Below are 15,230 nucleotides of genomic sequence, written 5' to 3'. Positions count from 1 at the left end.
GTGGCTGACGAAGACAAGCTCCGCGACTACCTGAAGCGGGCCATCGCCGACGCGCGGGACGCCCGCCGCAGGCTCAAGGAGGTCGAGGAGAAGGAGCAGGAACCGGTCGCCATCATCGGCATGGCGTGCCGCTACCCCGGCGGCGTCACCTCGCCCGACGAGCTGTGGCGGCTGGTGGCCGAGGGCCGCGACGCGGTCGGTCCGTTCCCGGTCAACCGGGGCTGGCCCGCCGACCTGCACGACCCCGACCCCGAGAAGGTGGGCAAGTCCACCACCGCGCAGGGCGGCTTCCTGCACGACGCCGACCTGTTCGACGCCGAGTTCTTCGGCCTGTCGCCGCGCGAGGCGCTGGCCGCCGACCCGCAGCAGCGGATGCTGCTGGAGACCACCTGGGAGGCGGTGGAGGGCGCGGGCATCGACCCGGAGTCGCTGCGCGGCAGCCGGACCGGCGTGTTCGTCGGCGTGATGTACAACGACTACGGCTCGCGCCCGGACCTGCCCGCCGAGGAGGTCGAGGGCTACCTGTTCAGCGGCAGCGCGGGCAGCATCGCCTCCGGCCGCCTCGCCTACGCCTTCGGCCTGGAGGGGCCCACCCTGACCGTGGACACGGCGTGCTCGTCGTCGCTGGTGGCGCTGCACCTGGCGGCCAACGCGCTGCGGCGCGGCGAGTGCGGGCTGGCCGTGGCGGGCGGCGCGACGGTGATGTCCACGCCCACCGCGTTCGTCGAGTTCTCCCGGCTGCGCGGGCTGGCCGCCGACGGGCGCTGCAAGTCCTTCTCCGACAACGCCGACGGCACCGGCTGGTCGGAGGGCGTGGGCGTGCTGCTGCTGGAGCGGCTGTCCGACGCCCGCCGCAACGGCCACCGCGTGCTGGCGGTGGTGCGCGGCAGCGCGATCAACTCCGACGGCGCGTCCAACGGCCTGACCGCGCCCAACGGCCCGGCCCAGGAGCGGGTGATCCGCCAGGCGCTCGCCTCGGCCGGTCTGTCCACTTCGGACGTGGACCTGGTGGAGGCGCACGGCACGGGCACCAAGCTGGGCGACCCGATCGAGGCCCGCGCGGTGCTGGCCACCTACGGCCAGGACAGGACCGCCCCGGTGTGGCTGGGCTCGCTGAAGTCCAACATCGGCCACGCCCAGGCGGCGGCGGGCGTCGGCGGCGTCATCAAGGTGGTGCAGGCGATGCGGCACGGCGTCGCGCCGCGCACCCTGCACGCCGAGCAGCCCTCCCGCCACGTCGACTGGTCGGCGGGCTCGCTGGAGCTGCTGACCGAGGCGCGCGAGTGGCCGCGCGGCGACCGGCCGCGCCGGGCCGCGGTGTCCTCGTTCGGCTTCGGCGGCACCAACGCGCACGTGATCGTCGAGGAGGTCGAGCAGGAGGTCGAGCGGGAGCAGGCCGCCGCCGCGCCCGCCGGGCCGGTGCCGGTGGTGCTGTCGGGCAAGACCCCGCGCGCCGTGGCCGAGCTGGCGGCCAGGCTCGCCGACGTCGAGCTGACCGCCGACGTCGCCTACACGCTGGCCACCCGCACGCCCATGCCGTACCGGGCGGGGGCGGTGGGCCTCGCCGACTTCCCCGAAGCGGTGCTGCCGCGACCGGGCAAGGTGGCGTTCGCGTTCACCGGGCAGGGGTCGCAGCGCGTCGGGATGGGCTTGGAGCTGGCGCGGTCCCAGCCGGTGTTCGCGCGCGCCCTCGACGAGGTGCTGGCGCACTTCGAGCAGCCGGTGCGGGCGGCGGTCGAGTCCGGTGAGGGCCTTGACGAGACCGGTGTCGCTCAGCCCGCGCTGTTCGCGGTGGAGGTGGCGTTGTTCCGGCTGCTGGAGTCCTGGGGTGTGCGGCCGGACTTCCTGGTCGGCCACTCGATCGGCGAGCTGGCCGCGGCGCACGTGGCGGGTGTGCTGTCGTTGGCGGACGCGGCGAAGCTGGTGGAGGCGCGCGGCCGGTTGATGCAGGCGCTGCCGCGTGGTGGTGCGATGGTGGCGGTGCGGGCGGCCGAGGACGAGGTGGAGCTGCCCGAGGGTGTGGCCGTGGCGGCGGTCAACGGGCCGCGCTCGATCGTGCTCTCCGGCGTCGAGGAAGCGGTGCTGCGGGCGGCGGAGGGCTTGCGGGGCAAGCGGTTGACCGTCAGCCACGCCTTCCACTCGCCGCTGATGGAGCCGATGCTGGACGACTTCCGCGCGGTGGCCCGGACGCTGACCTTCCACGCGCCCGCGATCCCCGTGGTGTCCACGGTGACCCCCGACGCGGACTGGACCGACCCCGAGTACTGGGTCGAGCAGGTGCGCGCGACCGTGCGGTTCCACGACGCGATGACCGCGCTGGAGCAGCGGGGCGTGCGGACCGTGGTCGAGCTGGGTCCGGACGCCGTGCTGTCCGGGCTCACCGCGTCGGCCTTCGAGGACATCACGCCGGTGCCGCTGCTGCGCGCGGACCGCTCGGAGGCGCGGGCGGTGGCCGAGGCGCTGGCCGCGCTGCACACCAGCGGGGTGGACCCGGACTGGGCGGCGGTGTTCCCCGGCGCCCGCAAGGTCCCCCTGCCCACCTACGCCTTCCAGCGCAAGCGGTACTGGCTGCGCCCGACGCGGGGCGGCAACGCCGCGGGCGTGGGCCTGCGCTCGGCCGGGCACCCGCTGCTGGGCGCGGCGGTGGACATGCCCGACGGCTCGACCGTGCTCACCGGCACCCTGTCGCGGGCCGCGCACCCGTGGCTGGCCGAGCACCGGGTGGGCGGCGCGATCGTGGTCCCCGGCACCGCGCTGGCGGAGATGGCGGGCCGGGCGCTGGCCGAGCTGACCATCACCGCGCCGCTGGTGGTGCCCGAGGACGGCGTGGTCACCGTGCGAGTGGTGCGCTCCGACGACGCCGTGGAGATCTACTCCCGGCTCGACGACGACGAGCAGTGGACCAAGCACGCGGCGGGCGTGCCCGCCGCCGACCCCGGGCCCGCCGAGGACCTGCTGGCGTGGCCGCCGCAGGACGCCGAGGAGGTCGAGTTCTCCTACCAGGGCGTGGAGCGCCACGGCTACGGCTACGGCCCGCTGTTCCGCGCCCTGCGGCGGGTGTGGCGGCGCGGCGAGGAGCTGTTCGCCGAGGTCGCCCTGCCCGAGGAGCCCGAGGCGGGCGGCTTCGCGGTGCACCCGGCGCTGTTCGACGCGGCGCTGCACCCGCTGCTGCCCGGCGTGGTCGACGACGACCGGCCCGCCGCGCTGCCCTTCTCCTGGCGGGGCGTGCGCTTCCACGGCACGGCGGGCACCGCGCTGCGCGCCCGGATCACCCCGACCAGTCCGGAGTCGGCGGCGCTGCTGCTGGCCGACAGCGCGGGCACCCCGGTGGTGTCGGTGGAGGAGCTGGTGCTGCGGCCCGCCACCGGCGCGGTGACCGGCGACCGGCTGCTGTTCACGCCCGCCTGGCGCACCTCGCCGGTCCGGGTCGACGCCACCGCGCGGGTGGAGACCGGCGAGGGGACCGTGCCCGAGCGGGCGCGGCACGCCGTGCACCACGCGCTCGGCGTGCTGCGCGACTGGCTGGCCGGCGACGGCGGCAGGCTCGGCGTCGAGGTCGACGACGACCTGGCGCACGCCGCCGTGCACGGCCTGGTGCGCAGCGCCGCGGCCGAGCACCCGGACCGGTTCGCGGTCCTGCGCGACGGCCAGGCCGTCGAACAGGTCCTGGTGCCCGCCCCGCGCCACGACGGCGCCGCGCCCCGCTGGGACGCGGTGCTGATCACCGGCGCGAGCGGCGCGCTGGGCTCGGCGCTGGCGCAGCACCTGGTCAGCAGGCACGGCGCGGGCAAGCTGGTGCTGGTCAGCCGCAGCGGGCGCGTCCCGGAGATCACCGGGGACGTCGAGGTGGTCGCCGCCGCGTGCGACGCGGCCGACCGCGACGCGCTGGCCGCGCTGCTGGCCGAGCACCCGGTCACCGCGGTCGTGCACGCCGCGGGCGTGGTCCAGGACGGCACGCTGGACTCGCTGACCCCCGAGCAGGTGGACGCGGTGCTGCGGCCCAAGGTCGACGCGGCCTGGAACCTGCACGAACTGGTCGGCGACGTGGACGCCTTCGTGCTGTACTCCTCGATCGCGGGCGTGCTGGGCACGGCGGGCCAGGCCAACTACGCGGCGGGCAACACCTTCCTCGACGCGCTGGCCGAGCACCGCCGCGCCCAGGGCCTCAAGGCGACCTCGCTGGCGTGGGGGCTGTGGGAGGCCGACAGCGCCCTGTCCGGCGGTCTGTCCGAAGTGGACCGCAAGCGGATCTCCCGGCTGGGCCTCAAGCCGATCGGCGTGGCGGAGGCGCTGGCCGCCTTCGACGCGGCCGTCGCGGGCGACGCGCCGGTGCTGGCGGTGACCGGTCTGGACCGCGCGGCGCTGCGCGAGGACCCGCACCCGGCGCTGCGCGAGCTGGCCCCGCGCCGGGCCAAGCCCAAGGCGGGCGCGGACCGGTTCGCCGCGCTGTCCGAGGGCGACCGGCTGCGCGCGCTGACCGAGCTGGTGCGCGGCCAGGCCGCCGCGGTGCTCGGCCACGCCGACCCGTCCGAGGTCGCGGCCGACCGGGCGTTCACCGAACTGGGCTTCGACTCGCTGACCGCGGTGGAGCTGCGCAACCGGCTGGCCACCGCCACCGGGCAGCGGCTGTCCACCACGCTGGTGTTCGACCACCCGACGCCCGCGGCGCTGGCCAGGCACCTGGCGGGCGCGGTCGCGCCGAAGGCCGCCGAGCCCAAGCAGGCCACCCCGGCCGACGAGCCGATCGCGATCGTGGGCATGGCGTGCCGCTATCCCGGTGGTGTGCGGTCGCCGGAGGAGTTGTGGCGGTTGGTGGCCGACGGGGTGGACGCGGTGTCGGGTTTCCCGACCAATCGCGGTTGGGACCTGGACAACCTCTACGACCCCGACCCGGAGCGGATCGGCACGAGCTACGCGCGCGAGGGCGGGTTCCTGCACGACGCGGACCTGTTCGACGCCGACTTCTTCGGCATGTCGCCGCGCGAGGCGCTGGCCACCGACCCGCAGCAGCGGCTGCTGCTGGAGACCGCCTGGGAGGCGCTGGAGCGCGCGGGCATCGACCCGACCGCGCTGCGCGGCAGCCGGACCGGCGTGTTCGCCGGTCTGATGTACCACGACTACGGCAGCGGCGGGGCACTGCCCGCCGAGCTGGAGGGCTACCTGGCGGCGGGCACGGCGGGCAGCGTCGCCTCCGGCCGCCTGGCCTACGCGCTGGGCCTGGAGGGTCCGGCCATCACGGTGGACACGGCGTGCTCGTCGTCGCTGGTGGCGCTGCACCTGGCGGCCAACGCGCTGCGGCGCGGCGAGTGCGACCTGGCGCTGGCGGGCGGCGCGACGGTGATGTCCACGCCCGCGGCGTTCGTGGAGTTCTCCCGCCAGCGCGGGCTGGCCCCGGACGGCCGCTGCAAGCCCTTCGCCGCGGCGGCCGACGGCACCGGCTGGTCGGAGGGCGTGGGCCTGCTGCTGGTGGAGCGGCTGTCCGACGCGGTGCGCAACGGCCACCAGGTGCTGGCGGTGGTGCGCGGCACGGCGGTCAACCAGGACGGCGCGTCCAACGGCCTGACCGCCCCCAACGGCCCGTCCCAGCAGCGGGTCATCCGCGCCGCGCTGGACGCGGCGGGCCTGCGACCGTCCGAAGTGGACCTGGTGGAGGCGCACGGCACGGGCACCACGCTGGGCGACCCGATCGAGGCCGAGGCGCTGCACGCGGTCTACGGCGGTGAGCGCGAGCGACCGCTGGCCCTTGGCTCGCTGAAGTCCAACATCGGCCACACGCAGGCCGCGGCGGGCGTCGGCGGCATCATCAAGGTGGTCGAGGCGATGCGGCACGGGGTGCTGCCGCGCACCCTGCACGTGGACGAGCCCACCCCGCACGTGGACTGGTCCGGCGCGATCGAGCTGCTGACCGAGCAGCGCCCGTGGCCGTCGACCGGCCGCCCGCGCCGGGCGGCGGTGTCCTCGTTCGGCATCAGCGGCACCAACGCCCACGTCGTGCTGGAGCAGGCGCCCGAGACCCAGCCCGCCGAGCCAGCCGAGGGCCCGGTGCCGGTCGTGGTCTCCGCGCGCACCCCGGCGGCGCTGGCCGAGCAGCTGGACCGGCTGGCGGCGGCGGAGGTGCCGCTGGCGGACCTGGCGCACACCCTGGGCACCGGCCGGGCGCTGCTGGAGCACCGCGCGGTGGTGGCCGCCACCGAGCACGCCGACCTGCGCTCCGCGCGGGTGCTGCCGAAGGTGGCCGAGGGCCGGGTGGCGTTCGTGTTCACCGGCCAGGGTTCGCAGCGCGTGCGGATGGGGCTGGAGCTGGCGGAGCACTTCCCGGTGTTCGCGCGGGCCTTCGACGAGGTGTGCGCACTGCTGCCGGTGCGGGCGGCGATCGAATCCGGTGAGGGCCTTGACGAGACCGGCACCGCCCAGCCCGCGCTGTTCGCGGTGGAGGTGGCGCTGTTCCGGCTGCTGGAGTCCTGGGGCGTGACCCCGGACTTCGTGGCGGGCCACTCCATCGGCGAGATCGCCGCGGCGCACGTGGCGGGTGTGCTGTCGCTGGCGGACGCGGCGAAGCTGGTGGAGGCGCGCGGCCGGTTGATGCAGGCGCTGCCGCGTGGTGGTGCGATGGTGGCGGTGCGGGCGGCCGAGGACGAGGTGGAGCTGCCCGAGGGTGTGGCCGTCGCGGCGGTCAACGGGCCGCGCTCGATCGTGCTCTCCGGTGTCGAGGAAGCGGTGCTGCGGGCGGCGGAGGGCTTGCGGGGCAAGCGGTTGACCGTCAGCCACGCCTTCCACTCGCCGCTGATGGACCCCATGCTGGACGACTTCCGCGAAGTCGTGCGCGGCCTGGAGTTCCGCGCGCCGACCCTGCCGGTGGTGTCCTCGGTCTCCCGCGACGGCGACTGGACCGACCCCGAGTACTGGGTGCGGCACGTGCGCGAAACCGTCCGCTGGGCCGACGCCGCGCGACGGCTGGTGGAGGCGGGCGTGACCACCTTCGTCGAGCTGGGCCCGGACGCGGTGCTGTCCGGACTGCTCGACGAGGTGCTGCCGGAGGGCTCGGCCGCGCTGCCCGCGCTGCGCCGAGACCGCTCCGAGCGGCTGACCGCGGTGGAGCTGTTTGCGCACCTGGGGGCCAGGGGCGTGGCGGTGGACTGGTCGGCCTTCCCCGGCCGCAAGGCGGTGCTGCCGACCTACCCGTTCCAGCGGGAGCGGTACTGGCTCACCGCGCGCAGGCGCGGCGGGTCCGGCCACCCCGTGCTGGGCGAGCCGGTGCCCGTGGCGGGCAGCGACGAGGTGCTGTTCACCGGCCTGACCGACGGGCCGCTCACCGCCACCGGCCTGGCGGAGCTGGTGTGGCACGCGGGCCGCGCGGTCGGTTTCCCGGTGCTGGACCTGGAGATCTCCGCGCTGCCCGAGCAGCGGGAGGCGCGGGTGCAGGTCAAGCTCGGCGCGCCCGAGGACGGGCGGCGCGCGGTCACCGCGCACGCCTGGCGCGACGGCTGGGTCGAGCTCGCCCGAGGCGCGCTGGCCGAGGGGCCGGTGGTGGACGCGCGGGTGGACCTGGCGCTGGTCGCCCGCGACGACCAGGACCCGGTGGTGTGGCGCGGGCTGCGGCCCACCGCGCCGGGCGTGGCGGTGCGGCTGGACGGCGGCGTGTTCCGCGACGAGGCGGGCGCCGAGGTGGCCCGCGTGGACGAGGTGTCCTTCCGGGCGCTGGGCGCGCCCCTGTACGAGGTGCGGTGGCAGCCGGTGGAGCTGCCCGCGACCGACGAGCCCGAGCCGGAGGTGCTGCGGGTCGAGGCGGGCCCCGACCCGCTGACCACCGCGCGCACCGAGACCCGGCGGGTGCTGGCCGAGCTGCGGCGCCGCGCCGAGGGCGGCGAGCGGCTGGTGGTGCTCACCCCCGACCCCGCCGACCCCGGCATCGCCGCGGTGTGGGGCCTGGTGCGCGCCGCGCAGGTCGAGGCGCCGGAGCGGATCGTGCTGGTCGGCGGCTCCCCGGAGCGGCTGGCCCCGGTGGTGGCCGCCGGCGAGCCGCAGGTGCTGGTGCGCGGCGGCGAGGCGTTCGTCCCCCGGCTGGCCAAGGCCGAACCCGCCGCGGCGCTGGACGACGTGGTGGTCAACGACGCGGTGGTGCACCGGGTCGAGCCGCCAGCCCCCGTCGTGCTCGGCGCGCTGACCGACGAGGTGCTGGAGGAGACCCTGCGCGAGGTGGTGGACCGGGCGTGGGAGCTGCACGAGGTCACGCCGGACCGGCCACTGGTGTTCGTGTCCACTGTGGACGGCGCTCTGGGTGCGACCGGCCACGCCCACCACGCGGCGGCGGTGGCGTTCCTGGAGGCGCTGGCCCGCCTGCGCCGGGAGGCGGGTTCGCCCGCCACCGCGATCGCCCTGCCCCAGGGCGAGGGCACCGCACTGGACGACTCCGCACTGGACGACTCCGGGCTGGACACGGCGATCCGGGCGGACCTGCCCGCGCTCGTCGCCGCCCCGCTGTCGGCGCTGCCCGCCGGACCGCTGCTGCGCGACCTGGTGCGCCCGGCGGCGACCGCCACGCTGGCCGAGCGGCTGGCGGGCGCGGCCGACGGCGACCGGCGGCGCATCGCCGAGGACGTGGTGCGCGCCCAGGTGGCGGCGGTGCTCGGGCACGGCGACCCGCGCCGGGTGGACCTGGACCGGCCGTTCAGCGACCTCGGGTTCGACTCGCTGACCGCGGTGGACCTGCGCAACCGGCTGGCCGCGGCCACCGGCGTGCGGCTGGAGACCACGCTGGTGTTCGACCACCCCACGCCCGCCGCGCTGACCGGCGTGCTGCTGGCGCGGGTCGCCCCCGCGCAGGCGCAGCCGACCCCGCCCGCGCTGGCCGAGCTGGACCGGCTGGAGGCCGTGCTGGCAGGCATCGGCCACGACGACGACCACCGCGACCAGATCACCACCCGGTTGCGCACGATCCTGTCCCGCTGGAACGAGGCCGCGGCCGGGTCGGACACCGACCGGGTCCGCCCGGACTTCGCCGCCGCCTCCACCAGCGAGCTGTTCGACTTCATCGACAACCAGCTCGGCCGCGTCGCGCGGTGACCGGTCGACCGCCCGAGCAGGAAAGGAAACCCGGTGTCCAACGAGGAACGGTTGGCCGAGTACCTGAAGTGGGTGACGGCCGAGCTCCAGCAGGCCAAGGAGCGCATCGCCGAGCTGGAGGCGGCCGAGCCCGAGCCGGTGGCGATCGTGGCGATGGCGTGCCGCTACCCCGGCGGCGTCGCCTCGCCCGAGGACCTGTGGCGGCTGGTCGAGAGCGGCGGTGACGCCATCACGCCGTGGCCGCGGGACCGGGGCTGGGACGTGGAGCGCCTCTACGACCCCGAACCCGGCACGCCCGGCCGCAGCTACACCCGCGAAGGCGGGTTCCTGGCGCACGCCACCGAGTTCGACGCGGCCTTCTTCGGCATCTCCCCGCGCGAGGCGCTGGGCATGGACCCGCAGCAGCGGGTGCTGCTGGAGACGGCGTGGGAGCTGTTCGAGCGCGCGGGCATCGACCCGACCGCGCTGCGCGGCACCCGCACCGGCGTGTTCGCGGGCGTGGGGGAGCAGAGCTACCTGGGCCTGGCCGGGCCGGAGGAGCTGGAGGGCTTCCTGATGACCGGCAAGCTCAGCAGCGTCGCCTCCGGCCGCGTGGCCTACACCTTCGGCTTGGAGGGGCCCGCGGTCACCGTCGACACCGCGTGCTCCTCCTCGCTGGTGGCGCTGCACCTGGCGGTGCGGTCGCTGCGCGAGGGCGAGTCGAACCTGGCGCTGGCGGGCGGCAGCACGGTCTACGGCTCGCCCACCGGGTACGTGGACTTCTCCCGCCAGCGCGGGCTGGCGCCGGACGGCCGGTGCAAGTCCTTCTCCAGCACCGCCGACGGCACCGGCTGGTCGGAGGGCGTGGGCCTGCTGCTGCTGGAGCGGCTGTCCGACGCCCGCCGCAACGGCCACCCGGTGCTGGCGGTGGTGCGCGGCACCGCCGTGAACCAGGACGGCGCGTCCAACGGCCTGACCGCGCCCAACGGACCCGCGCAGGAGCGGGTGATCCGGGACGCGCTGGCCGACGCCAGGCTGGCCCCGGCCGACGTGGACGTGGTCGAGGCGCACGGCACCGGCACCCGGCTGGGCGACCCCATCGAGGCGCAGGCCCTGCTGGCCACCTACGGCCAGGGCCGCACCGAGCCGCTGCTGCTGGGCTCGCTGAAGTCCAACATCGGGCACAGCGTCGCCGCCGCGGGCGTGGGCGGGGTCATCAAGATGGTGGAGGCGATGCGGCACGGCGTCGCGCCGCGCACCCTGCACGTGCAGGAGCCGACCCCGGTGGTGGACTGGTCGGCGGGCAAGGTGGAGCTGCTGTCCCAGGCGCGCCCGTGGCCCTCGGCGAACCGGGCGCGCCGCTCGGCGGTGTCCTCGTTCGGCGTCAGCGGCACCAACGCCCACGTGGTGCTGGAGCACGTGCCCGCGCCCGAGCCGCAGGACGCGCCGAAGGCGCCGGGGGAGTGGCCGTTCCTGTTGTCCGCGCGCAGCCCGGAGGCGCTGCGCGCGCAGGCCGCCCGGCTGCGCGAGCACGTGGCCGCGCACCCCGAGGCCGACCCGGCCGACGTGGCGTTCTCGCTGGCCACCACGCGCGCGGCGCTGGAGCACCGGGGCGCGGTGGTCGCGGCCGACCGGGAGTCGCTGCTGGCCGCGCTGGACGGGTTCGCGGGCGGCGCGCCGGTGCCGCCGCCGGGCCGGACCGCGTTCCTGTTCACCGGCCAGGGCGCACAGCGCGCGGGCATGGGCCGCGAGCTGCACGAGCGCTACCCGGTGTTCGCCGAGGCGTTCGACGCGGCGTGCGCGCTGCTGGACCCGCACCTGCCCAAGCCGCTGAAGGAGGTCGTGTTCGGCGGCTCCGAGGAGCTGCACCGCACCCGCTACACCCAGCCCGCGCTGTTCGCCTTCGAGGTGGCGCTGTTCCGGCTGCTGGAGTCGTGGGGCGTGCGGCCGGACTGCGTGGCGGGCCACTCGCTGGGCGAGCTGACCGCCGCGCACGTGGCCGGGGTGTTCTCCCTGGAGGACGCCTGCGCGCTGGTCGCCGCCCGCGCCCGGCTCATCGACGAGCTGCCCGACGGCGGCGCGATGGGCGCGGTGGCCGCGCCGCCCGAGGAGGTCGAGCCGCTGCTGACCCCCGGCGTCGGGATCGCCGCGATCAACGGCCCGGCCGCGGTGGTGGTCTCCGGCGACGAGGACCAGGTGCTGGCGCTGGAGGCGCGGCTGCGGGAGCGCGGCAGGCGGACCAAGCGGCTCACCGTCAGCCACGCCTTCCACTCCGCGCGCATGGAGCCCGCGCTGGAGCCGTTCCGCCAGGTGGCCGCGCGGGTGACCTACCACGCGCCGACCATCCCGGTGGTGTCGAACGTGACCGGCGCCCCGGCGGGCAGCGACCTGCTGCGCTCCCCGGACTACTGGGTGCGGCACGTGCGGGAGGCGGTGCGGTTCGCCGACTGCGTGCGGGCGCTGGCCAAGGAGGGCGTGACCACCTTCGTGGAGGTCGGCCCGGAGGCGGTGCTGACCTCGATGGTGCGCGACACCGTCGACGGCGTGGCCGCGGTGGCGCTGCAGCGCTCCGGCGGCGGCCTGGCGGCGGGCGTGGCCGCGCTGCACGCCAACGGCGTCGCCGTGGACTGGCGGGCCTTCTTCGACGGCAGCGGCGCGCGTGCGGTCCCGCTGCCCACCTACCCGTTCCAGCGGCAGCGGTACTGGGTCTCGCACGTCGAGGCGCGGGACGCGGGCGAGTTCGGGCTGGTCGACGCCGGGCACCCGCTGCTCGGTGCGGCCGTCCCGGTGGCGGGCGCGGACGAGGTCGTGCTCACCGGCGTGGTCTCCCCGCGCACCCAGCCGTGGCTGGAGCGCCACCGCGCGCGGGGCGCGGCGGTGCTGCCCTCCTCGGCGCTGGTGGAGCTGGCGATCCGGGCGGGCGACGAGGTGGGGCTGCCCAGGCTGGCGCTGCTGGAGGTGACCGCGCCCGTGGTGGTGCCCGAGCGCGGCGTGCGGCTGCAGGTCCGGGTCTGCGGCGACGAGGTGACCGTCCACTCGCGACTGGACGGCGGGTGGACGCGGCACGCGGTCGGGCGGCTGGCCCCGGCCGGTCCGAAGCCCGCGTTCGGCGACGGGCCGTGGACCGAGGTCGAGGGCGTCGAGCCGGGCGGGTTCGGGCTGCACCCCACCCTGCTGGACCGCGCGGTGCGCCTGGTCGGCGACGGGGAGGCCGTGCGGTGGCGCGACGTCGAGCTGCACGCCGTGGGCGCGGCCTCGCTGCGGGCCAGGGTGACCGAGGGCGGCGGGCTGCTGCTGGCCGACCCCAGCGGTGCCCCGGTGGCCACCGTCGGGGCCGTCGAGGTGGCCCCCGTGGCGGCGCGGGAGGTGGCCGAGGGGCTGCTGCGCCCCGCCGACGCGCTGCTGGAGGTGGTGTGGGAGCCGGTGGCGCTGCCCGCGCCCGCCGAGGACCTGCCGCGCGTGGTGCGCTGGACGCCGGGCGCGGACCTGCGCACCCGGCTCGCGGGCGCGCTGGCCGACCTGCGCGGCGGCGAGCGGCTGGTGGCGGTGACCTCCGGCGCGGTCGGCCCGGACGTGTCCGATGTGGACGGTGCCGCGCTGTGGGGCCTCGCCCGCTCGGCGCAGTCCGAGCAGCCGGGCCGGATCACCCTGGTGGACGCGGACTCCGCCACCGACGAGCTGCTCGCGGCCGTGGTGGCCTCCGGCGCGCCGCAGGTCGTGGTGCGCGGCGGGGTGGCGCACCTGCCGAAGCTGCGGCCCGCGCGACTGCCCAGGCAGCCGTGGAACCCCGAGGGCACCGTCCTGGTCACCGGCGGCACCGGTGCGCTGGGCGCGCTGGTGGCGCGGCACCTGGTGGCCGCGCACGGCGTGCGCGAGCTGGTGCTGACCAGCCGCCGGGGCCCGGACTCGCCGGGCGCGGCCGAACTGGTCGACGAGCTGTCGGCGCTGGGCGCGCGGGTGCGCGTGGAAGCCTGCGACGTCGCCGACCGCGACCAGGTGGCCGCGCTGCTGGAGCGGCACCGGCTGACCGGCGTGGTGCACACCGCGGGCGTGATCGACGACGGCCTGGTGGACGACCTGACCCCGCAGCGCCTGGACACCGTGCTGCGGCCCAAGGCCGACGCGGCCAGGCACCTGCACGAGCTGACCCGCTCCCACGACCTGAGCGCGTTCGTGCTGTTCTCCTCGATCGCGGGCGTCATCGGCGGCGCGGGCCAGGGCAACTACGCCGCGGCCAACGCCTACCTGGACGCGCTGGCCGAGCACCGCCGCGCGCTGGGGCTGCCGGCCACCTCGATCGCCTGGGGCCTGTGGGAGCGGACCAGCGGCATCACCGCGGAGCTGACCGACGCCGACCGCGCCCGCATCGCCAAGGCCGGGTTCCGGCCGGTGGCCACCGAGCAGGGCCTGGCCATGCTGGACGCGGCGCTGGGCGCGACCGCCGTGGTCGCCGTGCCGCTGGACCTGACCGCCCTGCGGGCCCGCCCGGACCAGGCCCCGCCGCTGCTGCGCACCCTGCTGCCGACGGTCCGGCCGGGCGCCCGCAACGGCGCGCCGACGCCGGACCTGGCCGAGCTGCCGGAGGACGAGCGGCGGCGGGTGGTCACCGAGCTGGTGCACGCCGAGGTCGCCTCGGTGCTGGGGCTGAGCGCGCCGGTGCCGGACAAGCCGTTCCCCGACCTGGGCTTCGACTCCCTGCTGTCGGTGGAGCTGCGCAACCGGGTGGCCGCCGCGACCGGCCTGGCGCTGCCCGCCACGGTGGTGTTCGACCACCCCACGCCGAGCGCGCTGGCCGCGTTCCTGGCGGGCGCGGCGGGTCCGGCGGAGGTCGACTACGAGGCCGAGGTGGTGCTGCCCGACGACATCCGGCCCGCCGCCGAGGTCGTGCGCACCGTCTCCGCGCCCTCGCACGTGCTGCTGACCGGGGCCACCGGCTTCCTCGGCGCGTTCCTGCTGCGGGAGCTGCTGCGCGCCTCCGAGGCCACCGTGCACTGCCTGGTGCGCGCCGAGGACGAGGCGGCGGGGCTGGCCAAGCTGGAGGCCAACCTGCGCTGGTACCGGCTGCGGGACGAGGTCGACACCTCCCGCGTGCGGGTGGTGCCCGGCGACCTGGCCAAGCCCCGGCTGGGGCTGGCCGAGGAGGTCTTCGACCACCTGGCCCGCACCGTGGACGCGGTCTACCACGCGGGTGCGACGGTGAACTGGCTGCGCCCGTACCAGGACCTCAAGGCCGCCAACGTGCACGGCACCCAGGAGGTGCTGCGCCTGGCCGCGCGGCACCGCACCGTGCCGGTCCACCACCTGTCCACCACCGGCGTCTTCGCGGGCGCCCGCGAGCCGGGCGTGCCGCTGCGGGTGGACGACCCGACCGGCCCGGCGCGCGAGCTGCCCAGCGGCTACCTGCGCAGCAAGTGGGTGGCCGAGCAGGTGGTCGGGCTGGCCCGCGAGCGGGGGCTGCCGGTGTCGGTCTACCGGGTCGACCTGGTCTCCGGCGACCAGCGCAGCGGCGCCTGCCAGACCAGGGACTTCGTCTGGCTGAGCACCAAGGGCCTGATCCAGGCCGGGGCGGTGCCGCGCGGGCTCAGCGGCGCGGTGCCGATGGTGCCGGTGGACTACGCCACCGCCGCGGTGGTGGCGCTGTCCGCCACCTCCGGGGCCACCCACCACATCTACAACCCCGGCCAGGTGCGCTGGCAGACCATCGTGGAGCGGCTGCGCGCCCACGGCTACCCGCTGGCGGAGCGGGACTGGGAGCAGTGGCGGGCCGCGGTGCTGGCCGACCGGGACAACGCGCTGATCCCGCTGCTGGACGCGTTCGACCTGATGACCTCCGACAGCGCCGCGTTCTACCCGCTGGTGGACGTGTCGAAGACCGAGCAGGCGCTGGAGGGCACCGGCATCCAGTGCCCGCCGATCACCGCCGAGCTGGTGGACACCTACATCCGCTTCTTCGCCGAGACCGGCTACTACCCGGCGGCGGGTGGGAGTCGGTGACCGGGTGGGCCCGCCGGGCTGCGGCTCGGCGGGCCCACCGCTCGCCCGCGATCCGGGGCGGGGCGCGAAGGGGCTGCCGGGAAGGCGCCGCTGAGAAGTGCCGCGGGAAACGCCGCGGGAAACGCCGCTGAGAAGTGGCGCTGAGAAGTGGTGCTGGGGAATCCGCGAGGAGGTGATGGGCGTTGTCCGCCCGC

Annotated in this window: 1 protein-coding gene and 1 pseudogene; both read left to right on the top strand. The window is 76.6% G+C overall.

The window, feature by feature from the left end; translation table 11 throughout:
* A complete protein-coding gene (locus tag JOF41_RS18615; RefSeq protein ID WP_209620782.1) occupies positions 1–9,063 on the top strand; it encodes a type I polyketide synthase in 9,063 nt (3,020 codons plus the stop codon).
* Positions 9,064–9,108: 45 nt separating this feature from the next.
* A pseudogene (locus JOF41_RS18610) lies at positions 9,109–15,036 on the top strand (thioester reductase domain-containing protein); the annotation flags it as partial.
* Positions 15,037–15,230: the final 194 nt, after the last annotated feature.

The organism is Saccharothrix coeruleofusca, from assembly GCF_017876325.1.
Taxonomy (GTDB): Bacteria; Actinomycetota; Actinomycetes; order Mycobacteriales; family Pseudonocardiaceae; genus Actinosynnema; species Actinosynnema coeruleofuscum.
The sequence above is the reverse complement of the archived record's forward strand: the minus strand, read 5'-3'. Positions and strand labels throughout refer to the sequence as shown.